Source organism: Erythrobacter sp., from assembly GCF_038133525.1.
Taxonomy (GTDB): domain Bacteria; phylum Pseudomonadota; class Alphaproteobacteria; order Sphingomonadales; family Sphingomonadaceae; genus Qipengyuania.
On sequence record NZ_JAYPTL010000001.1, the window covers coordinates 99873 to 124151 of the forward strand.

The 24279-nt window shown below is 62.5% G+C and carries 36 protein-coding genes and 1 riboswitch; of the genes, 23 read left to right on the forward strand and 13 right to left on the reverse strand.

Features of this window, described 5'->3' with window-relative positions:
• The first annotated feature begins 136 nt into the window (after nt 1-136).
• From AAFM29_RS00570 to AAFM29_RS00595, 6 genes are all read left to right on the forward strand, one after another.
• A complete protein-coding gene (locus tag AAFM29_RS00570; RefSeq protein ID WP_341710870.1) occupies nt 137-547 on the forward strand; it encodes a VOC family protein in 411 nt (136 codons plus the stop codon).
• A gap of 9 nt (nt 548-556) precedes the next feature.
• A complete protein-coding gene (locus AAFM29_RS00575) occupies nt 557-1024 on the forward strand; it encodes a nuclear transport factor 2 family protein (RefSeq protein ID WP_341710871.1) in 468 nt (155 codons plus the stop codon).
• Between the two features lie 75 nt (nt 1025-1099).
• Nucleotides 1100-1208: riboswitch (TPP riboswitch) on the forward strand.
• A 37-nt stretch (nt 1209-1245) separates the two neighbouring features.
• Nucleotides 1246-3099, forward strand: a complete 1854-nt coding sequence (gene thiC / locus AAFM29_RS00580; protein WP_341710872.1) for a phosphomethylpyrimidine synthase ThiC — start codon at nt 1246-1248, stop codon at nt 3097-3099.
• Nucleotides 3100-3109: 10 nt separating this feature from the next.
• The gene (locus AAFM29_RS00585; protein WP_341710873.1) at nt 3110-3448 is read left to right on the forward strand and encodes a DUF2834 domain-containing protein; all 339 of its coding nucleotides are present in this window, start codon (nt 3110-3112) and stop codon (nt 3446-3448) included.
• Between the two features lie 5 nt (nt 3449-3453).
• Nucleotides 3454-3603 (forward strand): hypothetical protein, encoded by a 150-nt coding sequence (locus tag AAFM29_RS00590; protein ID WP_341710874.1) that lies wholly within the window; start codon nt 3454-3456, stop codon nt 3601-3603.
• A 105-nt stretch (nt 3604-3708) separates the two neighbouring features.
• Nucleotides 3709-5025 carry a hypothetical protein gene (locus tag AAFM29_RS00595; RefSeq protein ID WP_341710875.1) on the forward strand — a complete coding sequence of 439 codons (1317 nt, stop codon included), beginning with the start codon at nt 3709-3711 and terminating at the stop codon, nt 5023-5025.
• Nucleotides 5026-5098: 73 nt separating this feature from the next.
• Here the strand turns inward: AAFM29_RS00595 and AAFM29_RS00600 are convergent, their stop codons facing one another.
• Nucleotides 5099-5560: a YaiI/YqxD family protein gene (locus AAFM29_RS00600; RefSeq protein WP_341710876.1), complete on the reverse strand. Its 462-nt coding sequence runs from the start codon at nt 5558-5560 to the stop codon at nt 5099-5101.
• A gap of 96 nt (nt 5561-5656) precedes the next feature.
• Between AAFM29_RS00600 and AAFM29_RS00605 the strand changes: the two genes are divergently transcribed.
• Nucleotides 5657-6001, forward strand: coding sequence for an HPF/RaiA family ribosome-associated protein (locus AAFM29_RS00605; protein ID WP_341710877.1), 345 nt, complete (start codon nt 5657-5659; stop codon nt 5999-6001).
• A gap of 136 nt (nt 6002-6137) precedes the next feature.
• Here the strand turns inward: AAFM29_RS00605 and AAFM29_RS00610 are convergent, their stop codons facing one another.
• Nucleotides 6138-6776 carry a DUF2726 domain-containing protein gene (locus AAFM29_RS00610; RefSeq protein ID WP_341710878.1) on the reverse strand — a complete coding sequence of 213 codons (639 nt, stop codon included), beginning with the start codon at nt 6774-6776 and terminating at the stop codon, nt 6138-6140.
• Between the two features lie 111 nt (nt 6777-6887).
• Between AAFM29_RS00610 and AAFM29_RS00615 the strand changes: the two genes are divergently transcribed.
• Complete coding sequence (locus AAFM29_RS00615; protein ID WP_341710879.1) at nt 6888-7211, forward strand: hypothetical protein; 324 nt, start codon at nt 6888-6890, stop codon at nt 7209-7211.
• 254 nt (nt 7212-7465) lie between these two features.
• Nucleotides 7466-7930, forward strand: a complete 465-nt coding sequence (locus tag AAFM29_RS00620) for a RidA family protein (RefSeq protein ID WP_341710880.1) — start codon at nt 7466-7468, stop codon at nt 7928-7930.
• A gap of 8 nt (nt 7931-7938) precedes the next feature.
• Here the strand turns inward: AAFM29_RS00620 and AAFM29_RS00625 are convergent, their stop codons facing one another.
• Nucleotides 7939-8244 (reverse strand): alkylphosphonate utilization protein, encoded by a 306-nt coding sequence (locus AAFM29_RS00625; RefSeq protein ID WP_341710881.1) that lies wholly within the window; start codon nt 8242-8244, stop codon nt 7939-7941.
• 112 nt (nt 8245-8356) lie between these two features.
• On the reverse strand, nt 8357-9100 hold the full coding sequence (locus AAFM29_RS00630) for a hypothetical protein (RefSeq protein WP_341710882.1): 744 nt from the start codon (nt 9098-9100) through the stop codon (nt 8357-8359).
• A gap of 33 nt (nt 9101-9133) precedes the next feature.
• On the opposite strand from AAFM29_RS00630, the gene AAFM29_RS00635 reads away from it, so the two are divergent.
• The 11 genes from AAFM29_RS00635 to AAFM29_RS00685 all read left to right on the forward strand — a co-directional run bounded on the left by AAFM29_RS00635 (nt 9134) and on the right by AAFM29_RS00685 (nt 15479).
• The gene (locus AAFM29_RS00635; protein WP_341710883.1) at nt 9134-10144 is read left to right on the forward strand and encodes an oxygenase MpaB family protein; all 1011 of its coding nucleotides are present in this window, start codon (nt 9134-9136) and stop codon (nt 10142-10144) included.
• Complete coding sequence (locus AAFM29_RS00640) at nt 10141-10527, forward strand: EthD domain-containing protein (protein WP_341710884.1); 387 nt, start codon at nt 10141-10143, stop codon at nt 10525-10527. Before AAFM29_RS00635 ends, AAFM29_RS00640 begins: the two co-directional genes overlap by 4 nt.
• On the forward strand, nt 10524-11291 hold the full coding sequence (locus tag AAFM29_RS00645; protein WP_341710885.1) for a glutathione S-transferase family protein: 768 nt from the start codon (nt 10524-10526) through the stop codon (nt 11289-11291). Before AAFM29_RS00640 ends, AAFM29_RS00645 begins: the two co-directional genes overlap by 4 nt.
• An 18-nt stretch (nt 11292-11309) precedes the next feature.
• Nucleotides 11310-11759, forward strand: a complete 450-nt coding sequence (locus AAFM29_RS00650) for a DUF4442 domain-containing protein (RefSeq protein ID WP_341710886.1) — start codon at nt 11310-11312, stop codon at nt 11757-11759.
• A gap of 176 nt (nt 11760-11935) precedes the next feature.
• Nucleotides 11936-12613 carry a hypothetical protein gene (locus tag AAFM29_RS00655; RefSeq protein ID WP_341710887.1) on the forward strand — a complete coding sequence of 226 codons (678 nt, stop codon included), beginning with the start codon at nt 11936-11938 and terminating at the stop codon, nt 12611-12613.
• Complete coding sequence (locus AAFM29_RS00660) at nt 12586-12828, forward strand: hypothetical protein (RefSeq protein ID WP_341710888.1); 243 nt, start codon at nt 12586-12588, stop codon at nt 12826-12828. Before AAFM29_RS00655 ends, AAFM29_RS00660 begins: the two co-directional genes overlap by 28 nt.
• Nucleotides 12829-12890: 62 nt before the next feature.
• Complete coding sequence (locus AAFM29_RS00665) at nt 12891-13295, forward strand: GFA family protein (RefSeq protein ID WP_341710889.1); 405 nt, start codon at nt 12891-12893, stop codon at nt 13293-13295.
• A 48-nt stretch (nt 13296-13343) separates the two neighbouring features.
• Complete coding sequence (locus AAFM29_RS00670) at nt 13344-14249, forward strand: alpha/beta hydrolase fold domain-containing protein (protein ID WP_341710890.1); 906 nt, start codon at nt 13344-13346, stop codon at nt 14247-14249.
• Between the two features lie 9 nt (nt 14250-14258).
• Nucleotides 14259-14684 (forward strand): hypothetical protein, encoded by a 426-nt coding sequence (locus AAFM29_RS00675; protein ID WP_341710891.1) that lies wholly within the window; start codon nt 14259-14261, stop codon nt 14682-14684.
• The gene (locus AAFM29_RS00680) at nt 14681-15034 is read left to right on the forward strand and encodes a hypothetical protein (protein ID WP_341710892.1); all 354 of its coding nucleotides are present in this window, start codon (nt 14681-14683) and stop codon (nt 15032-15034) included. The genes AAFM29_RS00675 and AAFM29_RS00680 overlap by 4 nt, the downstream gene beginning before the upstream one ends.
• Nucleotides 15027-15479 (forward strand): DUF3429 domain-containing protein, encoded by a 453-nt coding sequence (locus AAFM29_RS00685; RefSeq protein WP_341710893.1) that lies wholly within the window; start codon nt 15027-15029, stop codon nt 15477-15479. The genes AAFM29_RS00680 and AAFM29_RS00685 overlap by 8 nt, the downstream gene beginning before the upstream one ends.
• 12 nt (nt 15480-15491) lie before the next feature.
• Here AAFM29_RS00685 and AAFM29_RS00690 read toward each other — a convergent pair whose 3' ends face one another.
• Nucleotides 15492-16919 carry a S41 family peptidase gene (locus AAFM29_RS00690; protein ID WP_341710894.1) on the reverse strand — a complete coding sequence of 476 codons (1428 nt, stop codon included), beginning with the start codon at nt 16917-16919 and terminating at the stop codon, nt 15492-15494.
• Nucleotides 16920-17078: 159 nt separating this feature from the next.
• On the opposite strand from AAFM29_RS00690, the gene AAFM29_RS00695 reads away from it, so the two are divergent.
• Complete coding sequence (locus AAFM29_RS00695; RefSeq protein ID WP_341710895.1) at nt 17079-17735, forward strand: YbhB/YbcL family Raf kinase inhibitor-like protein; 657 nt, start codon at nt 17079-17081, stop codon at nt 17733-17735.
• Nucleotides 17736-17760: 25 nt separating this feature from the next.
• Nucleotides 17761-18012, forward strand: coding sequence for an SWIB/MDM2 domain-containing protein (locus AAFM29_RS00700; RefSeq protein ID WP_173212599.1), 252 nt, complete (start codon nt 17761-17763; stop codon nt 18010-18012).
• 5 nt (nt 18013-18017) lie between these two features.
• Here AAFM29_RS00700 and AAFM29_RS00705 read toward each other — a convergent pair whose 3' ends face one another.
• From AAFM29_RS00705 to AAFM29_RS00715, 3 genes are read right to left on the reverse strand one after another with little or no spacing between them, the layout of a single operon-like run.
• Nucleotides 18018-18416, reverse strand: a complete 399-nt coding sequence (locus tag AAFM29_RS00705) for a DoxX family protein (RefSeq protein WP_341710896.1) — start codon at nt 18414-18416, stop codon at nt 18018-18020.
• Nucleotides 18413-18850: a cupin domain-containing protein gene (locus AAFM29_RS00710; RefSeq protein WP_341710897.1), complete on the reverse strand. Its 438-nt coding sequence runs from the start codon at nt 18848-18850 to the stop codon at nt 18413-18415. Before AAFM29_RS00710 ends, AAFM29_RS00705 begins: the two co-directional genes overlap by 4 nt.
• The gene (locus AAFM29_RS00715) at nt 18847-19137 is read right to left on the reverse strand and encodes a DUF427 domain-containing protein (protein ID WP_341710898.1); all 291 of its coding nucleotides are present in this window, start codon (nt 19135-19137) and stop codon (nt 18847-18849) included. Before AAFM29_RS00715 ends, AAFM29_RS00710 begins: the two co-directional genes overlap by 4 nt.
• Before the next feature lie 68 nt (nt 19138-19205).
• Between AAFM29_RS00715 and AAFM29_RS00720 the strand changes: the two genes are divergently transcribed.
• Nucleotides 19206-20471, forward strand: coding sequence for a dipeptidase (locus AAFM29_RS00720; protein WP_341710899.1), 1266 nt, complete (start codon nt 19206-19208; stop codon nt 20469-20471).
• A gap of 4 nt (nt 20472-20475) precedes the next feature.
• Here the strand turns inward: AAFM29_RS00720 and AAFM29_RS00725 are convergent, their stop codons facing one another.
• The 5 genes from AAFM29_RS00725 to AAFM29_RS00745 form a co-directional block, all read right to left on the reverse strand.
• On the reverse strand, nt 20476-20685 hold the full coding sequence (locus AAFM29_RS00725; RefSeq protein WP_341710900.1) for a hypothetical protein: 210 nt from the start codon (nt 20683-20685) through the stop codon (nt 20476-20478).
• An 89-nt stretch (nt 20686-20774) separates the two neighbouring features.
• Entirely contained in the window at nt 20775-21599 is an 825-nt protein-coding gene (gene dapD, locus AAFM29_RS00730) for a 2,3,4,5-tetrahydropyridine-2,6-dicarboxylate N-succinyltransferase (RefSeq protein WP_341710901.1), read from the reverse strand.
• Between the two features lie 48 nt (nt 21600-21647).
• Entirely contained in the window at nt 21648-22730 is a 1083-nt protein-coding gene (locus AAFM29_RS00735) for a phosphotransferase family protein (protein ID WP_341710902.1), read from the reverse strand.
• Entirely contained in the window at nt 22730-23818 is a 1089-nt protein-coding gene (locus AAFM29_RS00740; protein WP_341710903.1) for a Zn-dependent alcohol dehydrogenase, read from the reverse strand. The genes AAFM29_RS00735 and AAFM29_RS00740 overlap by 1 nt, the downstream gene beginning before the upstream one ends.
• Nucleotides 23818-24279: acyl-CoA dehydrogenase family protein (locus AAFM29_RS00745; protein WP_341710904.1), on the reverse strand; the 462-nt coding region annotated here is incomplete at its 5' end. The genes AAFM29_RS00740 and AAFM29_RS00745, both read right to left, overlap by 1 nt.

Consider the following 24279-nt stretch of genomic DNA (forward strand, 5'->3'; position numbering starts at 1 on the left):
GAACTGCCCCCAGCATATCACCCCGCGTTACACCGAGGCGCAGATTGCCGCCGCGATCGCGCCCCTCACCGAAGAAAACGCCCAACTGCGCGCCGAGATCGAGATCTTGCGCGCCTCTGCCAAAGGAAACTGAGCGATGAGCCAAGCCCTGACCACCGGTGCCCATCACGTTGGCCTGGCTGTGCCTGACCTCACGGCTGCGGTCGATTTCTTCTGCAGCGCGCTGGGCTACAAGGAAGTCGGCGGTAACCCGGCCTACCCGTCAGTCTTCGTCAGCGACGGCAGCACACTGCTGACGCTGTGGCAGGTCGAGGATCCGGCCAGTGCCGTCGCCTTCGATCGTCGCAAGAATGTGGGCCTGCACCACCTTGCGCTGGGCGTGGCGGATCACGAGGCGCTCGACCGCGTCCACGAAAGGATCGCGGCGCATCCCGGCACGGTGATCGAATTCGCGCCCGGGCCGATGCGGCCGGGTTCGGCGACCAGCCATCTAATCTGCTTGATGCCGGGGGGCATCCGGCTGGAATTTGCCACCCCCTTTGCCTGAGGCCCGATCATGACCCAACGCCCACCCCTGCCGCCCTTTACCGAGGCCTCCGCCGCCGAGAAGGTGCAGGCCGCCGAAGATGGCTGGAACAGCCGCGATCCGGCGCGCGTTGCGCTCGCCTACACGCCCGACAGCCAGTGGCGGAACCGCGATCGCTTCCTGCAGGGGCGCAGCGCGATCGAGGCGTTCCTCGCCGACAAGTGGAATCGCGAACAGGAATACCGGCTGATCAAGGAGCTATGGGCCCATAGCGGCAACCGCATCGCGGTGCGCTTTGCCTATGAATGGCATGACGAAAACGGCCAGTGGTATCGCAGCTACGGCAATGAGAACTGGGAGTTCGATGCCGACGGCCTGATGGCGCGGCGCATCGCCAGTATCAATGACCTGCCGATCGATCCCGACCAGCGCCTGTTCCACTGGCCATTGGGCAAGCGCCCGGCCGATCATCCCGGCCTGACCGAACTGGACCTTTAACCAGCCCCCCGTCCCTCGCGTCCGCACCCCCTCCCATCCCCGGTGCTGGACGCGGGGGACAAACCCACCTAAAACGCGCCATCCCCGGGGAGCCAGTGCTGGCTGAGAGGGGCAGGTCACGCTGCCCGACCCGTCGAACCTGAACCGACTAGCATCGGCGGAGGGAGTGGAGCGGCACATGCGACAGGTCCGCTCTCCTTCCGCTCAAGGAGAGAGTAAGCATGGCCGACATCAACAGCACATTCGACATCGGTGTGACCACCGGCCCGATCCGCGGCAGTCGCAAGATCCATGTCGGCCCGCTCGGCGTTGCCATGCGCGAGATCGACCTGACGGGCGAACCCAGCGTACGGGTCTACGACACCAGCGGTCCCTACACCGACCCGCAGGCGCAGATCGACATCCGCAATGGCCTGCCCCAGCTGCGCCGCGAATGGCAGCTCGCCCGCGGCGACGTCGAGGAATATGCCGCGCGCGAAGTGAAGCCTGAAGACAACGGCCAGCTCGGCCCGGACCGGTCGGGCGGCGTCCCGGCCTTCCCCAATGTCAGGCAGACCGTTCTGCGCGCCAAGCCAGGCGCCAACCTCAGCCAGATGCACTATGCCCGCCGCGGCATCATCACGCCCGAGATGGAATATGTCGCCGAGCGCGAGAACCTCGGCCGCGAGCGCCTGCGCCAGCAGCCCGAAGGCAATAGCTGGGGCGCCGCGATCCCCGAATATGTCACCCCCGAATTCGTGCGTGACGAGGTGGCGCGGGGCAGGGCGATCATCCCCTCCAACGTCAACCACCCCGAAGCCGAGCCGATGGCGATCGGGCGCAACTTCCTGGTCAAGATCAACGCCAATATCGGCAATTCCGCGGTGGCATCGGATGTCGCATCCGAAGTCGACAAGATGGTCTGGTCGATCCGCTGGGGCGCGGACACAGTGATGGACCTCAGCACCGGCCGCAACATCCACGACACGCGCGAATGGATCATCCGCAACAGCCCCGTCCCCATCGGCACCGTGCCGATCTACCAGGCGCTGGAAAAGGTCGGCGGCATTGCCGAGGACCTGACCTGGGAAATCTTCCGCGACACGCTGATCGAACAGGCCGAACAGGGCGTCGACTACTTCACCATCCACGCCGGCGTGCGCCTGCCCTATGTCCCGATGACCGCGAAGCGCGTCACCGGCATCGTCAGCCGCGGCGGCAGCATCATGGCGAAATGGTGCCTCGCGCATCACAAGGAATCGTTCCTCTACGAGCGCTTCGACGAGATCACCGAGATCATGAAGGCCTATGACATCGCCTATTCGCTGGGCGATGGCCTGCGCCCCGGCAGCATAGCCGACGCCAATGACGAGGCGCAGTTCGCCGAACTCTACACGCTGGGCGAACTGACCAAGCGCGCCTGGGCGCAGGACGTGCAGGTGATGATCGAAGGCCCCGGCCACGTGCCCATGCACAAGATCAAGGAGAACATGGACAAGCAGCTCGAGGCTTGCGGCGAGGCGCCCTTCTACACGCTCGGCCCGCTCGTCACCGATATCGCCCCGGGTTACGACCACATCACCAGCGGCATCGGCGCCGCGCAGATCGGCTGGTACGGCACCGCCATGCTCTGTTACGTCACGCCCAAGGAACACCTCGGCCTGCCCGACCGGGATGACGTGAAGGTGGGCGTGGTGACCTACAAGCTCGCCGCCCACGCCGCCGACCTCGCCAAGGGCCACCCCGCCGCCAAGGTCCGCGACGACGCGCTGAGCAAGGCCCGCTTCGAATTCCGCTGGCGCGACCAGTTCAACCTCAGCCTCGACCCCGACACGGCCGAGCAGTATCACGACCAGACGCTCCCCGCCGAAGGCGCCAAGACCGCGCATTTCTGCAGCATGTGCGGGCCCAAGTTCTGCTCCATGAAGATCACCCAGGAAGTGCGGGATTTTGCGGCGAAGCAGAACTCGGAGAGCTACTTAGCGGCGACTGTGCCGGTGGCGGATGCGGAAGCGGGGATGAAGGAGATGAGCCGCGTCTACGAGGAAACCGGGCGCGAACTCTACATGGGGCAGGGCGACCGCGAACACGACTAAGGGGGAACGCATGGGAAAGACTGCTTTCAAGGCCGCTATTGTCGCTGCGGCGGCAGTCTTCCTCGCGGTGTTCGCACTGGTCGTGGTGCCTCCGCTCCTCGCCGATCCCGACGTGTTTGGCGCTTTCGCGGCAGGATTCGTCAATCCTTACGCCAGCGGCTATTCGACCGATGTCCTGGCCTGTTGGGCTATCCTCTCCGCGTGGATACTGTACGAGCGCCGCACCCATGGCGTGCGCCACGGCCTGTGGTGCATTGCGCTCGGCTTGGTGCCGGGCGTGGCGGCAGGATTTGCCCTCTACTTGATCATTAGGATGCGACAATTGGGAGAGAATGGGGTGGACGGCTAGGCGCAATGCGCGAGCCATCGCCACGAAACTTCGCGGCGCAGCAGAACTCGGACAGCTATCTGGCGGCGACGGTGCAGGTGGAGGATGCGGAGGCCGGGATGAAGAAGATGAGCCGCGTCTACAACCAAGGTGGGCGCGAGTTATACATCGGGTAAGGCGATCGGGAGCATGATTAAGGAGCAAAAGATTCGACTGTAGTGCGACTTGCATAGCTAATAGTGATCGCTAACAATTGACCGGCATTTAGCGATGGGAAATTTATGTCGACAGTCGTGCCCACAGTTCCCGTTCAGCTCCCAACGATTTTCAATTTCAGTGGACCAATGTTGGATGCACTAACCAGTGCATTAGGAATCGATCGGAACGTTTTGGCCAGCGATCAGCAGATCGCGACAGCATGGAGTAATCTGCCCCAATTGCTCAGTCAGGTTCCCCCTGACTTGAGGGACGAGGGCTTAATGAGAATGTGCGTAGCGGTCGCGTCGGGCTTATTCGATAGCGCGCTAAACTACGCATGGAATGCTGCGATCATGCAACTGCGAGAGAAAGTTCGCGCCTTCGGCATAGCCATCGTTCCGCAAATAATTGACAAGGATTTCGATGAACAACGCTTGCTCGATTTACGAGATAGCGAGCTTCTTGAACTTTGCCTCAAACTCAACCTGATCTCCGAAACCGGCTTTTTCATGCTGGATCAATGCAGGGACGTCAGGAACAATTTCTCTGCCGCTCACCCAACAATCGGGCAGGTTGACGAATACGAGTTTATCAATTTTCTGAACCGATGCACGCGTCATGCCCTTACTTCAGAGCAAAACGCTAAAGGGTGCGATATTAAGGAGCTGAATGCGGCTTTATCGCATGGAGCATTCAACGCAGCCCAATATGATATCTGGGAGCAAAGGATCGAGGAAACTTTCGACGCGCAACGTGAGGCGGTTCTCGGGATGCTTCACGGCATTTACTGCGATCCAGCCAAGGCAGAATCGGAGCGTGTGAACGCAATAACGTTAAGTGGACGTTTCAAAGAGAAGTTTTCGCCAGCAACTCGTTCGCTGCTTATCGATAGGCACCAGCGGTATCAGGCCAAAGGCGAAACAGATCGACTGACAGCTTCACAAGCTTATTTTGAAAATCTTGGCATATTGTCCCTCTTGAGTGAAGCAGAGCGTCACTCAATTATCTCCAGGGCTTGCCGCCAATTGATGGCAACTCACCAAGCAATGGACAATTTTTATAACGAAAGAGCGTTTGCAGAGCGTCTCCAGAGGCTTTCAAGCGGTCAGCAGATACCGGAGACGGTAAGAAATGAGTTTGTAGAGTCGGTAGTCACCTGTTCAGTGGGCAATCAATATGGGACTGCTAATTCGGCTGACGTGTTTTATATCGCAATGATAAAGGACTTTTCTCCTAGAGAAGTCCAAGTGCTTCTAAATTTGCCTTACAAAAACAGTATCGTGGCTAATCGGATAAAATACTCTCGAAGATGTAAGAGCAAATTTCAAGAGATCGTGAAGATGATCCAACCATCAACAGTCCCGAATACGATGAAGGGTGTATACGAGAGTTGGTTGTGAATTAATCGTCGGCAGGGCGGGGCTCGAAATGTCGCCACGAACTGCCCAACCAGCCGCGTTAGTTCCAACGGCACTATCTCCGCCCCAATCGCACCAACGCCCGGTCCAGCGCCTGCAGGAAGTTCGACCGGTCCGCCTTCCCGAACGGCGGCGGGCCGCCTCCCACTCCGTCCATCCCGGCGCGCAGGTCTTCCATGATCGCGCGGGTGGCGATGGCGCTGCCGATGCTGGCGGCGTCGAAACTCTTGCCGTCGTGGCGCAACACCGTCGCGCCCGCCTTGAGGCAGCGCTCGGCCAGCAGTATGTCGGCGGTCACCACCACGCTGCGCGGGCCAGCGTTCTCCGCGATCCAGTCGTCCGCCGCATCGAAACCGTCGGAGACCACCACGCGCTTGGCCCGCTCGCTCACCGGCACCCGAAACGCGCTGTTGCTGACCACGCGGACATGCGCCTTGTGCCGCTCTGCCACGCGGTAGATTTCCTCCTTCACCGGGCAGGCATCGGCATCGACGAGAATGGTGACAGGCTTGCTCATGCGATCGGGCCTAGCCGCGCGCAAAACTACTGGAAAGTGCTGCAGGCATCCCCATCTCGGTTTATGAGAGAACCGCAACCGAGAGGAGCACGCACCATGCAGGTCCAGTTCAATTCCGACAGTTCGGTGATGGGCACGGATAACGTCGCCAGCCGCATCGAGGCCAAGGTGCGCGACAAGCTGGCGCGGTTCGAGGAGCGGCTGACCCGGCTCGAGGTTCATGTCCATGACGAACAGCGCCACACCCACGGCCATGACGACAAGGCCTGCACCATCGAGGCCCGCCCGCGCGGCGGCAGGCCGATCGGCGTGACCGAGCATGGCTCCACCGTCGACGATGCCGCGCGCCGCGCCGCGACGACGCTGGCCCAGCGGCTTGAACGGCACTTCGGCAGGGGTAGCCGCCACGGCCATGATCCCCGCCCCGAAAAAGTGATGTAGATCGCTGCGCCGGGGTCGCGCCGCCGAAGTGCGTTTCCTTGCTGCGCTATCGCTTGCGCTGCTTTAGCGCGGTATCGGCAAGGGTAGCCGCCACGACCACGACCCGCGTCCCGAAAAGGTTCTGTAAAGGCGCGGATTAGGCCTCGACCCTCGCCACCAGCTTGCGCACCATTTCGCGCACTTCGGCAGGGGTATCGCCACTGACGACCTCGATATAGCCGATCCCGGCGCGGCGCAGGGCTTCCTTCTTCACCGCGTCGCGCGCGGCGGTGTTCCTGGCCCGGTGATGTCCGGTGCCCTGGAATTCGACGGCGTGCAGCGGATTGCTTTCCGCATCGACGATCAGCAGGTCGACCCGTTTCGAATTGACCGAGAAGAAAGCGCTCTTGTTCGGGCTTGTCAGGATTTCGCCCAAGCTCACTTGCCCCATCGCGCGCCAGCCCGGGCTTTCCATCGCCAGGGCTTCTTCCAAGACCCGATAAAGTCGCAATTCGCCGCGATTGAACACGGGTCGTGCCTTGAAATCCGCTGCCATCACGCTGCGCAATTGGTCCGCTGAGTCGACTGCCCGCTGATCCCCTGCTCCCTGGAAGGGAACGGGCTTGAACCCACTTGCGAAAGACCGCCGGTCGGGTCGCCGCCGGTATCGTCGCTTCTTGTCCCCGCCATCGAGGAATTTGCTCGCCAGCCCGACAACCAGTGCGACGATGACGAAAAAGACGCCAATCTCGATCCACGAACCCATGTTCGCTTTGACCATATCCATTACAGTCATTCGTGAGCCCCCACACGAAACGATGTTTGAATATTGCTAATACAATAATATCAGATGAAGTAGAGTCGAAATACTTTCCTACATGCTTTCATCCATGGCTTATCCTGCCGGATGAGCACGCATCCCCGCACATCCGCCAAACCCAAACCCGACAACACTCGCTGGACCGGGGTGAAGGCCGCGGCCTTCCTCAAACTGCTGGCACGGCACGGCAAGGTGGCACGCGCGGCGCGGGAGGTGGGGATGAGCCGGCAGGCCGCCTATCGCCTGCGCGCGCGGGCGCCGCAGTTCGCGCAATTCTGGGAACAATCGATGGAGCTTGCCAAGCGGCGGCGTGCCTCCTCGCGCCGGGGGCGCAAGCCTGTGCACCCGTTGCTCGCCAGGCAGGCGGTGCCCTATGCCGAATGGGGTGACGGTTCGGGGCAAAACGGGTGACGGTGGCCCGCCCGCAGGGTGACGCTTTGCGCGTGCCGGGGGTTACACGCGGGTTGCGCAGGGTGACACTTTGCCGCGCGCAGGTGACACTATGGGCCGCAGGGTCACGCTTTGGCGGTGCAGGGTCACGCAATCGGCAGATTTATCTCTGGACCCTGTTCCACCTGTTCCATCCTGTAGGGTTACTTGCGCGCAGGCTTGCATTGCGGGCGCATCACGGCTCCACTCGCGCGGGTCCTTGAGGGAGAACCGCCATGTCCGTCCGCTCGCTTGCCTGTCTCGCCGCTTTCGCCGCCGCGCTTATCGTTGCCGCCCCCGCCGTGGCGGAGGAGCCTGCGCCGCCGGTTTTCACCCCCTCGACGTTGCCCTATCCCTTCTCCAGTGCGGTGCAGGTGGGCGATGTGCTCTACCTGTCGGGCGATGTCGGCGCGGACGAGAGCGGGCGTGCGGTGGTGCCTGGCGGGATCGAGCCCGAGACGCGGGCGATGTTCGCGCGTATCGGCGCGACGCTCGCCGCCCACGGGCTGGGCTTCGACGACGTGTTCAAATGCACCGTGTTCCTAGCCGACATGAGCGAATGGCTGGCCTTCAACGCGATCTATGCCGAACATTTCGCCAAGGGCCGCTATCCCACCCGCTCGGCGCTGGGGGTCAACGGCCTGGCGCTGGGCGCGCGGGTTGAAATGGAATGCTGGGCCTGGAACCCGCCGGGCGGGTAAGCGCAGGCCTAGCGCTTGCGCACGAATTCGGCGCGTAGCACCAGGCCCTTGATGCCCGGGTATTTGCAGTCGATTTCCTGCGGGTCGCCAGTAAGCCGGATCGATTTGATCAGCGTGCCCTGCTTCAGCGTCTGGCCCGCGCCCTTGACCTCGAGGTCCTTGATCAGCGTGACGGCATCACCGTCGGCCAGCAAATTGCCCACGGCGTCGCGCACCTCGACCTGGCCTTCGGCAGCCTGCTTGGCCGCCAGCTCGCTTGCGGGCATCCATTCGCCGCTGTCTTCGTCATAGACGTATTCGTCGTCGCCGCTCATCGTTTCCGTTCCATTGTCTTGCAGGCCGTTGACGGCCTTTGGAGCGGATAGGCCGGGGTGCCAAGGGCAGGGCGCGGCTTTCCTGTGAGTGCGGGGCGGGACGCGGGCGGGATCAGCCTCCGCTCAGGAAGGCCCTTGTCGCCTCGCCGTAGCCCTCGGTACCATAGACCCAGGCCGCGAGGGCATAGATCGCGAAGAGGATCGGCGCCCCGATGCGATAGACCCGGTGCAATGCGCCGCGCGAATAGAGGTCCCATGCCATGCCCATCGCGATGATCAGCATCGAACCGCCGAAGCCGACGAACAGGTGGACGAAATAATTGTCCGATTGCCAGAACAGTGCGGGATCGAAGGATGTCACCGTACGCAAATGGGCACCGGCGCAGATTGTGGCGGTGGCCATCAGGATCAGCCGCTTGTGCGCGGGTGGGTCGATCCGGGCCCGCCATGCAAGCGGTACGAGCACGGCGAAGGGCACGAGGTAGAAGATGGTGAAGGCGGAAAAGGCGCCGGTATCGCCATTGGCCACCTCGCGTTGCTGCGCCGCGAATTCGGCCGTCCCCGCGGACAGGACCATCAGCGCTGCGAGTGGCAACATCGCCACGCCGAACTTGCGATGCCACGCCATTCGCTTGGTGGCGGCGAGCCAGGCTTGCATGGCTAGAAGCACAAGCCAGGCGGCAAAGCTCCATACGTGCAATTGTAGCGCGATCGATGCCGGTTCCTGGAAGTCATCGAAGAAGCGCTCGGAAACCGGCTGGCGAAACCCCAGTAGCACGATGACAAAGATATAGAGCCACAGCGCCGCCCAGAAACGGCTGTCGCCCGGTTGGCGTTTGGTAAAGCGAGTATCCATGCGGACATCCCCCATGTCCGCGACCCGGCGGCGATGATGCACCAGATTGCCCAGCCTGAAAAGCAGGTGCTTGCCGGACCTGAAAACGGTGGCATGATGCAACTTGAGAGAGGGAGTGCTGCCGTGGCCCCAGACCTGCCGCCAGCCTATCAGGTTGATTTCCGCAGCCCTGCGGGTGAACCGGGACTGGTTCCGCCCGGCTCGGTCCAGTGGCGGGTGTTCAAGAACCCGATTGCGCTGGGCATCGGTGGGGTCGCTGCGGTTCTGCTCGAATTCGCCGACGCGCGGATCCGCTCGGGCGTGTGGGATCACTCGATCTACAAGGTCGATCCAATCGGCCGTTCGCAGCGCACTGGAATGGCGGCGATGGTCGGCGTCTTCGGACCGGCCAGCGCCGCTCGGCGGGTGATTGGCGGGGTCAACCGGATGCACCGCAAGGTCACGGGTGAAACACCCAGAGGCGAAGCTTACCGTGCTCTCGATCCCGAATTGCTCGACTGGGTCAGCGCGACCGCCGGCTATGGATTCCTCGAAGCCTATCATCGCTTTGTGCGACCGCTCACCACCGCGGATCGCAGGCGCTATTACAGCGATGGCGAAGCGGTCGCGCGGCTCTATGGCGTCGAACATCCACTGACCAGTGATGCCGATTTCTTCGCCATGCTCGACGCATTGTTCCCGCGTTTCGAGGCGCACCCGATCAATCGCGAATTCCTCGACATCATCCAATCGGGGCAGGCAGCGCCGACGATTCCCAAATTCCTGCATCGCGCACTGGCAAGAGCCGCCGTTTCCTTACTGCCCGACAAGGTTCGCGAGCGGATGGAACTGGGCAAGGAGTTCGACCTGACCACGCGTGACCGGATCGCGCTCAAGCTTGCGGGCAGGTTGGCCGATCGCATTGGATCACCGCACATGCCCGCCTGGCAGGCGGCCGAGCGGCTCGGCCTGCCCGGACGCTTCGCGTGGTTGAACCCGGCAGCCCAGCAACGGCTGCTCGCGCGACACGGTGAGATCCTGGTACAGGCGGAGCCTGCGGAATGATCAAGCTGACCTATTGCCTTCACCGTCTTCCATCGCTGACCCGCGAGGAATTCCAGCGCTATTGGCGCGAAACGCATGCCCCGCTGGTCGCGGCGGCCGGCCCTGCGCTAGGCATACGCCGCTATGTCCAGTGCCATACTTACGAAAGCGAAATCGCTTTCGGTACTGCGGCAGGGCGCGACATGCCGCATGGCGAGGGCGAGGATTTCGACGGGGTGGCGGAACTGTGGTTCGATAGCGAAGAGTCCGTTGCTGCCCTGCTCGGTGACGAGGAAGGCCTGCGCCAGGCGCATATCCTGCTGGAGGACGAGCGTAACTTCATTGATTTTGCCCGCAGCAGGGCCTTCATTGTGCGCGAGCACGTGGTGGTTGGACAATCATGAGCGATACTCATCAACCGATCCTGATCATCGGCAGCTTCGTCAGCCCCTATGTGCGTAAGGTGCTCGCTTGCCTCGAATTGAAGGGTCTTGCCTATACCGTGGACCCGATCACGCCCTTCTATGGCAATGACGAGTTCTCGCGGCTCTCGCCGCTGCGCCGTATCCCGGTACTTGTACAAGGCGACCTTGCCCTGTCTGACAGCTCGGTGATCTGTGCCTGGCTAGACGAAGCCTATCCTGATCGCCCTGCATTGTTGCCTGAAGGTTCGCCCGCAGAGCGAGCGAGGGCACGCTGGCTTGAAGAATTCGCGGACAGCCGCATGGGCGATGTGTTTATCTGGGACCTGTTCTTCCAGAAGCGCGTCCACCCGCTTGTGTGGGGTGAGCCGGGCGACGCCGCGCGGATCGAAGCCGCGATTAATGAGAATATTCCGGCGATCCTCGATTATCTTGAGGGTGAAGTGCCGCAGGACGGCTTCCTGTTCGGCGCTCAAATGGGGCTCGCCGATGTCGCGCTCGCTACCTTCTTCCCCAATGCAAGCTATGCCGGTTGCCAGGTCGATGCCGCGCGCTGGCCACGCACGGCCGGGTTTGTGGCGCGCTGCCTTGCCCAGCCGGCCTTCACCAAGCCGATGTCTTATGAAGCTGCGCAGTTGCGTTCATCGCAAGCTGAGCGGCGTGATGCGCTGCTCGCCGTCGGTGCTCCGCTGAGCGAGGTCACTTACGGGCTGCCCGAGCCGCGCAAGGGAGTCATGGTTCTTTAGAATCAGGGAGAAGAGAAGATGAGCGCAGCGGCAGAGCAGCCAGTCTATCGCGTACCTTTTGTCGAACGCACCGGCATGCGGCGGATCGAGGAAGGGCGTGGCCATTCGAAACTTCTGATGCCGCTGGAAGGCAATGCCAACCATGTCGACGTGATGTATCTTGGCGCCTTCTGCGTGCTGGCTGAAGCGGTGGCTGCGGGGCCGGGCATCTCCATTCTCGATACCGCGCGCTATTTCCCCATCATCAAGGATATCGCGGTCGACTTCCATCGCATGGCGGCGAGCGATGTGACGGGCGAATACACACTCTCGGAAGGAGAAATTTCCGGCTTGCTTGCCGACCTGGAGCGCAAGGGGAGCGCTGGCTATACCGCTGAAGTGCCGATGCACGATGCCGACGGGGCGCTGGTCGCCACGGGTCGTGTGACGGTCAAACTCCTCTCGCACTCCTGGCCGCCGAAAGGCTGAGCGGCGCTGCCTATCTTTCCGCGCAGTTGCGCAAGCCTTTGCGCCTTCACTTCGCCTTAACCCCGGCCCTGAACCTGCACGTAATGGTTCAAGGGCTAGGTTAACACGACAGTGAGGATTCGCTGGTACCCCGCCAGCGCGACCACGCCGATGGTCGAAACAGGAATTTGATCTCGATGCACGGATTGCAGGAACTTTTCGCAAGCGCCGAAGGTGAAGCCCGTTGGGAAGCCGAACTCCGCGCCTTGTTCGAGGCCGGTGAGCTTGATGAGGTTCATGCGCGGCTTGAACCGGCGCTGGTCGCGCTGGGGAACGAATTCGGTGAGATGTGCCTCTCGATCACTCCCGACCAGGTGACGATCACCGGCTGGGACGATCTAGTCGAGGCGATCCAGGAACACGAAGGCGACACGATCACCGCGATGACGCTCGCGATTGCTAACGAGGCCGACCGGGCCTTTGAAAAGGGGCAGCTACACCATCCATATATGCTGCTGGGCCTCTATTCGGATGAGCATTTCGACTTCAGCGAAGCCGATGCCGTGGACCTTCTCGAAGAGATGCGGGCAGAGGAGGGTCCGGCCTGGGCGGGTTGGGATGAGGACATTGAGGTCTATCTCGACATCGATGGGCTCGATCGGCTCAACACGGCATTGCTGCATCACAAGCAGCGCCACTTCTTTCGCGACGATGCACCGGACAAGGCACCGCTGCGCTATGTCGAATATGTGCTGGGCTGCTGGTGGCGCGCCTTGCTGTACCAGCAGGCGGTGACCAGCGAATGCGCGATACACGGATTGCCGGGGGGATCCCGATCATTTCCGGCATGGTCGATATGCGGCCCGAGATCGTAATGATCCACGGTATCGGTGCCCGTACGGTTGAACGTCAGCGAGCAACCGAGGTGAAGCCTGCTGCACCGATCATCGCGGCAGACTTCATCCAGGTCCGGACAATCGAAGAGGTGAAGGAACTGACTGGTGCCGACCTTCGCCGCCGTGTGGTTGAAACGGGTCAGGAAGACGAAGCCCCAAAGAAGGGTTTCATGACCCGTCTCTTCGGACGCTGAATCTAGGCGCTGGACAGCTTTCGCGCTTCGGCTAGGCTGGTTGAAGCGAGGGAGAGACAGCGATGAGCAGGACCGAAGGAGGCTGCCTGTGTGGGGCAGTCCGCTACAGTTTCGAAGGTGAGCCCGCCGGTGCGATGGTGTGCCACTGCACCCATTGCCAGAAACAGTCGGGCAGCGCCTTTTCGACTATCCTCAGCGTGCCCGAATCTGCGCTGGAACTGCGCGGCGAACCTACCGTCTATCACGATCATGGCGAGAGCGGGAAAGCCGTCGACCGGATCTTTTGTGGTACTTGTGGATCGCCGCTGATCTCGAAGGTGGAAGTCGCGCCGGGCATGGCTTTCATCAAGGCTGGCACCCTGGACGACGCGAGCGGCTTTGAGCCTACCATGCATTTCTGGACGCGCAGCAAGCAATGCTGGGTCGATACCGGCGAACTCCCGGCTTTCGAAGCCAATCCCGGCTGACGCGGCGGCCTCTGCGCCGCCCGTCCAGACAAACGGAGACATGCCCGAATGCCCAGCATAGCCGCACGCCTGACCAATTTTGCCTTGCCCTTGCTGGGGATCAAACGCTTCTTTGCCCAGCCCGGCAAGATCGACGGGCGGATCGCGCAGCTTCGCCAGCGCAAGCCTGCGCGGCCAGGCGGCGGCATGCGCGCCCGCTTCGACATCGTCGAGGATGATAGCCGCGGCTTTCCGGTATTCACGCTGACGCCCAAGGGCGGGGTCACGCCGGGTTCGCGCCACCTGCTTTATTTCCATGGCGGCGGCTACGTCATGCCGATTGCTCCGCAGCATTGGACGCTCGTCGGTGACCTCTGCGAACGATTGGGTGCCTCGGCAACCATACCGCTCTATCCCCTCGCACCGGAACACAAAGCCGCGAAAACGCTGCCAGCGATGCGCGCGCTCTACGGCGAGTTGACCCTTAAATACGGTGCAGAATGCATCACGATCCTGGGCGACAGTGCCGGCGGGGGAATGGCACTGGCTGTGGCACAGTCGGCCCTGGCCGATGGCGGAGCCTTGCCGGACTCACTGGTGCTTTACTCACCCTGGCTCGACGCGACCGCCCGCGCCGAGGGGCAAAGGGCGATCGAACCGCGCGACCGGATGCTGGCGGTGAGCGGACTTGAGGCCTGTGGCGAACGCTATCGTGGAGAGCTCGCGCTGGACGATCCGCGCGTCAGCCCCCTGTTCGGCGAACTCAAGGGGTTGCCACGCATGGCGATATTCGCGGGATCCAGCGATATCCTCGTCGTCGATGCGCGACGGCTTGCTGCACGTCTTGCCGAAGCGGGGATGCCGGAGCATGTCTATCACGAGTATGAAGACCTGTTCCATGTCTGGATGCTGTTGGCGAGTCCCGAGGGGCGCCGGGCGCGCGAACAGACAGTGCGGTTCATTGTTGGCGAGTGAGGCTCGATAATGCGATTTCTGTTGGTGCTGTTCGCCGCGGCGACCCTCACGGGTTGTCAGTCTGCGGACTCGGCTTCCTCGTCCGAACCCAGCGAGGCCTTTGACGGGATCCAGGAGGGAGAGGCGGTCCAGTTTGCCGGTACAGAGCCGTTCTGGGGTGGTGAGGTGGCCAATGGCGTGGTCCGCTACACAACCCCCGAGAATCCCGACGGCACGCAATTCGCGGCCGATCGGTTTGCGGGCCTCAACGGCGTGAGTTTCAGTGGCAAGTTGGACGAAGCAAGTTTCGACCTGATGGTAACGCCCGGGACCTGTTCTGACGGTATGAGCGATCGCAGCTATCCCTTTACCGCGACCCTAAGAGTGGGGACGGAAACGAGAGAGGGCTGTGCCTGGACCGCATCCCGACCGTTTGACGGGGGTGAGCAGCCGTGACGGGGCATGTCACGAGAGGCTGGAAGGCCTTCTTCTGGGCCGCCTCACTCTATAATTTCGCGATCGGGATCGGCGCTTTCGTCGCCGCGCCCTGGGGATCGCCTGATGCAGTTTCGGCGGTGCTGATCGTTTGTTTCGGGATCGTCTATGCGCTCGTCGCCCGCGATCCCATGCGGTTTGCGCCGATGCTGATCGCCGGGCTAGTGGGCAAGGCGATGGTCGTCTTGATGGTCGGCCTGCCTAATTGGCGTGCTGGCGGCGATCCGGCGCTTGGGGCAATCGTGGCAGGAGACCTGCTGTTCGCGACCGGCTTCGCGCTGTTCCTTTGGCGTCACGCACGCCGTGCGTAATGTCCCCGGCACGCCGCGCCTGCTTGGACTGGCAGGCCTGTTGCCCCAATTTGCCTGCGCGTTGGTCTTGTACCTTGGCCCCGTCGAGTGGCGGGGGGCGGCACAGGCCACCGCATTTGCCTATGCCGCACTGATCTTCAGCTTTCTTGGCGGCATGTGGTGGGGCATCGCCGCTGCCGCACCCGCTGCCGAGCGCAGGCAGGCTCTCGGCTGGCTGTGGGTCGCAGCCGTGCTGCCCAGCCTTGTTGCGCTGGGTACCTTCTTGCCATGGGTCTTCGGCTACACTTGGCCGGAACCGTCGTTGGTCATGCTCGGCGGGGCTATCCTGATGAGTCCCGCAGTCGACGCAAAGCTTGGGCCGCTCGCCCCGCGTTGGTGGTTGTCGCTCCGGGTTCCGCTTTCGATCGGGCTTGGATCCGCCACGTTGGCTGCGGCGTTGGCCTGATCTTGCGAAGGGTCAGAACAGTCCCGGCGTGTTGACCTGCGCGGCGCTGGGCTGTGTCGACTGCATCAGCTCGCGCAAGGAACCCTCATCCTGCACCGCCGTACTCTGTGCGGCCGCGCTGATCGCGGTGCAGCTCCGCCCAGCGAGGAAATCGAGGGCGGTCGCGATAGAGGCTTCCTGTGGATCGCCGAGCGGCTTCAGGTAGTCGTCGCTGGCGCTGCAGGTGCGCGGCATCACGCTGGCAAGCCCGTCATAATAGTCCCCGCCGTCGTTTGAATTCACCGTGCGGAAGGCAACCAGCCGCAGGCGGTCGTCGCAAGCCGAACGGTCGCGCGCGATCTGGCCGACCGGCTTGCCGTAGGTATCTGTCCCGATCAGGGCGATGTTATTGCCCAAATAGGGAATGAAGGAATTGGGCACCAGTTCGCTCGCCGATGCGGTGCTCCTGGTTCCAATGATCGCCAGTTTTGCCGCCGCAATGGCCTGCGTCTGGGTTTCGAACAGCTTGGTGTCATCATTGACGCTTTTGGAACTGCGGAAGATCGTCTTGCTGAAGATTTGTCCGTTCTTGTCTGCGCCCAGCAGATCGCCAAGCAGTTCGGCAACCGAGACGAGGCCACCGCCGTTATAGCGTAGGTCGAGGATGATCTGTTCGATGCCCTGTTGGCGGAACTGGTCGAACGCCTGGCGCAACTGGTTGGAAGCGTCCTGGATAATGAAGGTGCGCAAGTTGATGTAGCCGACCTTCGTGCCGCCGTTGTCGAGGATCAGTGCGCCGTAACGGTCGGATATCGGATCGAGCGCATAATCGGCCTTGGTGACGTCCACGGTGAACTGCGAACTGTCGGGCTGGCGGATCGTCAGGGAGCGTGTCACGCCCGGTTGCGTTGGGCCAAGTGCGTCGGACACAGCGCCTGCAGGGTTGCCCGGATTGGCAGCCATAATGCTGGAAACGGTAGTCCCATTGATCGCGATGATTTCGGATCCGCGATCGATACCTTGCGCAAAGGCAGGTGCCGTCTCGAAGGCTTCGACCACGAATACCCGGCGTGCAGTTATGTCATAGCTCAAGCGCACGCCGAAACCCGCGTTCGATCCATTGGCGATGAGGTCGTTCTCTTCCTGGATCGAGGTCAGGTAGGTGAAGAAGCGGTCCCGGTTCTGCGCGCGGGCGGGCGCAACCAGTGCATCGATGTAGCTTTGGACAGCGCTGAAGCCCGCCTTGTTCACCGTCGTGTCGAGGAGGTTGGGAAAGAGATACCATTCATTGAGCTCACCAAGCGCCCAATCCTGGCGTGCGCTTAGCGAGCAGTCGGCAGTCGTGCCGCCCCCGCCGGAGCCGGTTCCACCTCCGCCTCCACTGCTACTGCTTCCGCCGCCACCGCAGGCGGCGAGTGAAAGGGCAATAACGCTACTCAGGATGGCGCGACCAATGGGCATCGTGCAGGCTCCCCTCGTGTGCTGATGGCACGAACAACTGCTACCGCTACGGGATGCGCGATTACCTCGCGCGGAGCAAGTCTCGCACTTTGACAAGCCTCTTCATCCGTATTTTTTCGGCGAATTGAGGTGAAAACGGTGCAAATTCACCTTGGCTGCATGGTTTTCCACTCCGTGCTGTGTCTTAACGACCCCGCTCAGGCCCGCAATTGCGTGGCTGAGGGAGGAGAAAAGGTCGTGAGTGGTGCTGCGCAGTGGGTCGAACAGGCAGTCGGCGGGGGAACTATCCCGGCTGGATTGACGCTGGCGCGCGTGGCCGACGAACGCGTGATCGGCCGCTCCGGATTGACCTTGAAGAGCGATGCCTTTCGTCATGGCGGCGAACTCGACCCCTGCTTTACTGCCTGCGAGGAAGATTCGGTCGCCCCTCCTTTGGAATGGACGGCGCCTCCTCCTGGAGCACAGGAACTGGTACTGGTGGTCGAAGACGCGGAAACTGGCCACGTGCACTGGACAGTCTGGGGCCTTGCTCCGCAGAAGGGCAAGTTGCTCGAGGGCGAGACTCCGCCGCGCACCGGCAAGAATGCCTACGGTAACTCCGAATGGTTGCTGCCCGACCCGCCGCTTGGTGAAGAGCACCGCTACGTTTTTCAACTTTTTGCGCTCGACCTGCCGCTCACCTTGATGCCGGGGGCAACGCATGAGGAACTCGTCCGCAATCTGGACGGACACGTGACCGCCGCCGCGGTCCTCACCGCCCGTTTCGAAGGCCACGAGGTCGAGGAATGGGACGAGGATCTCGACGACGATGATTGAAGCATAGCCAAGGAAAGGATTAGTCATGGCTGGCAAGAACAACGCCCTGCAGAAGCCGGTGAATCTCTCGCCGGAACTGGAAGCCGTCGTGGGTAAGGGTCCGCTGACCCGCGCCCAGGTGACGTCGAAGGTGTGGGATCACATCAAGGCGAACGGCCTTCAGGATTCGAAGGACAAGCGCATGATCAATCCCGACGCCAAGCTCGGCGCGGTGATCGGCAAGGACCAGATCTCCATGTTCAAGATGACGGGTGCCGTCTCGAAGCACATGAGCTGATCGGGCTACCGGCGGCGTAGCGGCCAGTCCGTCACGTCGCCGGTCCACAGCGCGAGCCAGACGAGCATCGGCTGCGCGAACATCCTCGGCACGTGATAGCCGAGCCCTAACCCGTGATCAGGACGCGCCATGTCGAGCGCGAAATGATGGATATTCGCGGGGAACACGCAGATTGCGTAAAGCGCGAGCCCGATCGCAGCAGCACGCCTGAGCGATGTGGACAGCTGCTGGACCAAGGCTACCGCTCCCAGCAGCTCGGCAACTCCGGTCCAGAAGACCACGGCTTCGGGCCATGGGACCCAACCGGGCATTATCTTGAGGAATGGCGCAGGCGCGGTGAGGTGGACGTAGCCGGCCGCTGCGTAGAATACTGCCAGCGCCCAGCGCAGGATAGGTCGCATCATGGCGCAGGGCTCCAGCCGGGCTCGCCCAGCGTGAAGCCGGAGAATTCGAAGCCAGGCGACACGATGCAGGATACCAGGCTGTAGCCGTGCGCGCCGGGTAGTGGCTGTGCGGCCTGCCACCAATGAGGTGGGATTAGGTGCTGCGGAATCTCTCCGGCCAGGACGTCCCCACCCAGAACGACGGTCTCGATCGGGCCGTGATCGGTTTCGGCCAGCGCCAGCTCAATCCCATCGCCGGCGTGCCATAGCCAGATCTCCGTCGCGTCGACGCGATGCCAATGCGATCGTTGCCCCGTCTCCAGCAGGAAATGGATCGCAGTGGCCGGGGCTCGTTCGTCATGCGCTGTGGCTGCCCGCCAGGTCTCACGGTACCAACCGCCTTCGGGATGCGGTGCAAGTCCAAGCTCCTTGATGATCTCTTGGGCGGAACTCACTCCTCGAACACCTCGACGCCCTTCCAGAACGCAATGCGGTCCCGGATTTGGGCCGCAGCCTCCTTGGGCTCGGGGTAATACCACGCTGCATCGATATTGGTCGCGTCGGCGACCGACAGCGAATGGTAATGGGCGGTTCCCTTCCATGGGCAGAACGTCGTGGTGGAGCTGGGCTTCAGCACGCTGGCGTCAACCGCGTCGCCGGGGAAGTAATGGTTTCCTTCGACGACCACCGTATCGTCGCTGCGAGCGATCGTGTGGCCGTTCCATCGGGCAATCATCGTCATCTTGTGGGCCTTTCCTTGTCCAGCCTGTTTGCTAGGAGATGGGTCGATACTGCAAGAGGTTCCCGAAAATGCGTCACTTCGCCCTAGCAACTGCCGCCCTGGCCATCGCGCTCGCTTCGCCCGCCGTGGCCAAGCCGACGCCAGAGGAGATCGCCGCAGCGGCGCTTGAGGCCGCGCCAGTTTGGGACGGCCACAACGACGTGCCCTATGCTTTGCGCGAGCGTTTCGGGAATGTGATCAACGATTTCGACTTCGTCGACACGCTCGATACCGAAACCCCCGAAACCAAGGCGATGCACACCGACCTGACCCGGCTGCACCAGGGACATCTCGGTGCGCAGTTCTGGTCGGTCTACGTCAGCGCCAGCCTCCCGGAACCCGAAGCGGTGCAGCAGACGATCGAACAGATCGATGTCACCAAGCGCCTGGTAGCTCGCTATCCTGACGCCATGCAGCTGGCGCTGACCGCCGACGATGTCGAGCGGGCGCTGAAAGGGCGCAAGATTGCCTCGCTCATGGGCATGGAAGGCGGGCAGTCGATCGGATCAAGCCTGGCGGTGCTGCGCCAGATGTATGCCCTGGGCGCGCGCTACATGACGCTGACGCACTCGAAGACGCTCAGCTGGGCCGATAGCGCAACCGACGCGCCGACCCATGGTGGATTGACCGATTTCGGGCGCGATGTGGTGCGGGAAATGAACCGTCTGGGCATGCTTGTCGACCTCAGCCATGTGAGTGAAGCGACGATGCATGATGCGCTGGACGTGGCGCAGGCCCCGGTTATCTTCAGCCATTCCGGTGCACGCGCGATCAACGGCCATGCGCGCAATGTGCCGGACAGCGTGCTTGCGCGCCTGCCCGAGAATGGCGGGGTGGTGATGGTTGTGGCGCTGCCCGGCTTCCTCAGCGAGGAACAACGCAATTGGTTCGCTGCCCGGTCGGGCGAGGAGGCACGGCTCAAGACCCTGTGGCAAGGCCAGCCCGACGAGGTTGCGGCACAACTCGCCAAGTGGGACGCCACAAACCCGACGCCACTGGCCACCGTCGGGCAAATGGCCGATCATATCGATCATATCCGCGACATTGCCGGGATCGACCATATCGGCATTGGTGGCGATTATGACGGTATGCCGGGCGGCCCGGTAGGGATGGAGGATGTCTCCGGCTACCCGGTGCTGTTCGCCGAGCTGGCACGGCGCGGTTACTCGCAGGAAGACCTCGAGAAGATTGCTTCGCGCAATGTCATGCGCGTCCTGCGCGCGGCAGAAGCCTTCGCCGTATCCCAAGCGGATGCCTTGCCGATCGAAAGCACCGTGTCCGCCGACGCGGAATGAAGCGCTAGTTGGGGCGACCCTGTTCCGATGCGCGATCGTGCCGTGCGGCGTTTTCGTCGCTGGCGCCGGTCAGGGCAGGGATGATCCAGACGATCGACATCAGGATCAGCGCGAGCAGCAGGCCGCCCGCCAGCACCCAGCGAACAACGCCCTCTTTCGAGCCGCCGCTGGCCTCGACGTCGTCGAGATGTATCTCTTCGCCTTGCTTGTACATGCCACAGACTCCCCAAGGTGGCCCGATTGCGCGGGCTCCGGGAAGTCTACGGTCAATCCGGACGAAAGTTCCGGCGGGATGGCGGGCGATCAGTCGCGCAGCAGTTCGTTGATCCCGGTCTTCTCGCGAGTCTGGGCATCGACTGTCTTGACGATCACTGCGCAGGCGAGGCCGGGCCCCCCGTCCTTGCCCGGCATCGAACCTGGAACCACAACCGAGTAGGGCGGGATATGCCCGCGGATCACTTCGCCGCTGTCGCGATAGACGATCTTGGTCGATTGGGTGATGAAGACGCCCATGGCGACGACACAGCCTTCGCCCACGATCACGCCCTCGACGATCTCCGAGCGCGCGCCGATGAAGCAATTGTTGCCGATAATGGTCGGGTTCGCCTGCATCGGTTCAAGAACCCCGCCAATGCCGGCGCCTGCCGAGATGTGGCAATTCTCGCCGATCTGGGCGCAGCTGCCGATGCTGGCCCAGGTGTCGACCATCGTGCCCTTGCCGACATAGGCGCCGATATTGACGAAGCTGGGCATCAACACGCAGCCGGGTGCGATATAGGCACCTTCGCGGGCGATAGCGCCGGGGACGACCCGGAAACCGGCTTCACGGAACCGCGCATCGTCCCAGCCCGCAAACTTGCTTGGCACCTTGTCATAGGCTGGATGGCCAGCGCTACCGCCTTCCATCACGCGGTTGTCGTTGAGGCGGAAGGACAGTAGCACCGCCTTCTTCAGCCATTGGTTGACCGTCCACCCGCCTTTGCCGTCGGGCTCGGCAACGCGGCCCTTGCCACTGTCGAGCAGCTTCAGCGCCGCTTCTACCGCCTCGCGCACGTCCGTGCTTTGCGGCGTGACGCCGGCGCGGTCTTCCCACGCGGCTTCGATGCGGCTTTCGAGGTCGGCGCTCATGCTGGTCTCCGTCAAATATCAGGAGCACCCGTTAGCAGTGTAGCCGCGCTAGTCCATCCCCGCAGCAACGGCGAATTCGTAGGCGCGATCCACCAACGGCGAGACGCGTTCGCTCGCCTCCTTGGCGTGCGCTGACGAGGCTGTGCCATCGATGACCCGCTTCTTGATGCCCTGGATGATCCCAGCCAACCGGAACAGGTTATAGGCAAAGTACCAGTCCATCGGCGGTACCGGATAGCCGGTGCGCGCGACATAGCGTTCGACCGCCTCGTCCTGAGAGGGAATGCCGAGTGCTTCAAGGTCCGCGCCGAGAATACCTGCCCGATTGACGGACTCGGTATGCCAGTTGAGCATCAGGTAGCTGAAGTCAGCAATCGGATCGCCCAGCGTTGAAAGCTCCCAGTCGAGCACGGCGATCACGCGGTTCTCGGTCTTGTGGAAGATCATGTTGTCCAGGCGATAATCGCCGTGGACGACCGAGCTTTCGTGCTGCGGTGGGATGGTCTGCGGGAGCCACTCGATGAGCCGCTCCATCTTCGGCATGTGCTCGGTTTCAGACAGCTTGTATTGCTTGGTCCAGCGACTGATCTGGCGCGCGCAATAGTCGGTCGGCTTGCCAAAATCGGAAAGGCCGATCGCGTCCGGCTTCTGCAGATGCATATCGGCCATCGTGTCGATCATGGCATTGTAGATTTCCCGCCGATCCTCCTTTGAGCAGCCAGGCAGCCTGCCGTCCCACAGATTGCGGCCGTCGGCGAGGCTCATCACGAAGAACTTCGACCCGATAACTTCGGCATCTTCGCACAAGCCATAAGTCTTGGGTACGGGGAAGCCGGTCGGTCCCAGCGCCGACATCGCCTTGTATTCGCGGTCAACCGCATGCGCACTGGGCAGCAGCTTGCCGAAAGGCTGGCGGCGCAGCACATAGCTGCGCCCCGGCGTGTCGATGCGATAGGTCGGGTTCGACTGTCCACCCTTGAACTTGGTGTAGCTAATCGGGCCCTCATAGCCTTCGACGTTGGCTTCGAACCATTCGGTCAGCCGCCCGAGGTCGAGCGCATCGCGCTCCGACACCTCGGTCGTGCCGATCATATCGGCGTTGGGATCCGCCTGCTGCACGTCTTCGCTCATCAATCGAACACCACCACGCTGCGCGCGGAATGGCCCCCCTTCATCTTCTCGAAGCCTTCGTTGATCTTCTCGAGCGGGATCCGTTCGGCAATGATGGTGTCGAGATCGAGCAGTCCGCGCATGTAGAAGTCGACCAGGCGCGGCAGGTCCACGGGGAAGTGGTTCATCCCCATGATCGCACCCTGCAGCTTCTTGCCACCGAGGAGGTCGAGCGCGCCAAGCCCGACCTTGCAGTCGAGTGGCATCATGCCGAGGATCGTCGCCGTGCCGCCGCGCCGCAGGATCTTGACCGCGAGGTCGGCCGAAGCCTGACGTCCCACCGCCTCGATCGCGTGATGGACGCCGCCACCGCTGATCTTCATGATCTGATCGACCGCATCGTCGGTCATGGCATCGACCGCGTGGGTTGCACCAAGGACCTGCGCCAGATCGCGCTTCTCGGCGATCGGATCGATGGCAATGACCTTGCCCGCGCCGGCGATCTTGGCGGCATTGATGGCGGCCAGGCCCACGCCGCCGCAGCCGACGACGGCCACGGTTTCACCGGGCACGACCTTGCAGGCGTTGAAGATCGTCCCCGCGCCGGTGGTAACCGCACAACCGATCACGGCTGCGCGGTCGAGCGGCATGGCCTTGTCGATCGCAACGCAGGCGTGCTCGTGGATCAGCATCTGCTCGCAGAAGGCCGACAGGTTGAGCATCTGGCCCACCGGTGCACTGCCATCGGCGCGCATGATCCGCGGCGGGGCGTCGGGCGCGCGGCGGGTGTCGGCGCCCAGGCACAAGGCCATGCGGCCGGTCACACAGAACTCGCAATGACCGCAAAAGGCGGAAAGACAGGAGACCACGTGGTCTCCCGGCTTCACCGTTTTCACTTCCGAACCCACGGCACGGACCACGCCCGCCGCCTCATGGCCCGGAATGGCCGGCAGCGGATGTGGATAGGCGCCTTCGATGAAATGCAGGTCCGAATGGCACAACCCGCAGGCCTTGGTGTCGATCAGGACCTCATGCGGGCCGGGATCGGCCAGCTCGACCTCACCGATGGTCAGCCCGCCGACACTTTCAAGAATTGCCGCCTTTGCCATCAGCGTGCCACTCCCATGTCGCCGGAGCTGAGGTTGTCGTTACCCATGGTTGGTGCCTTGCCATCGCGCAGCGCATTGGCGGTGGGGCCGGCCTCGGGCAGGTGCTTGGCGAATTCCATGCGGGCGATCGAACGCGCGTGAACTTCGTCCGGACCGTCGGCGAGGCGCAGCGTGCGCTGGTGGGCATAGGCGCTGGCGAGGCCGTAATCCTCGGAAACGCCGCCGCCGCCATGGGCCTGGATCGCATCGTCGATGATCTTGAGCGCCATGTTCGGTGCCTGCACCTTGATCATGGCGATTTCCTGCTTGGCGTTCTTGTTGCCGACCTTGTCCATCATGTCGGCTGCCTTGAGGCAAAGCAGGCGGGTCATGTCGATGTCGATGCGCGCGCGGGCGACGCGTTCTTCCCAGACCGAATGCTTGTAGATCGGCTTGCCGAAGGCTTCGCGCTCCTGCAGGCG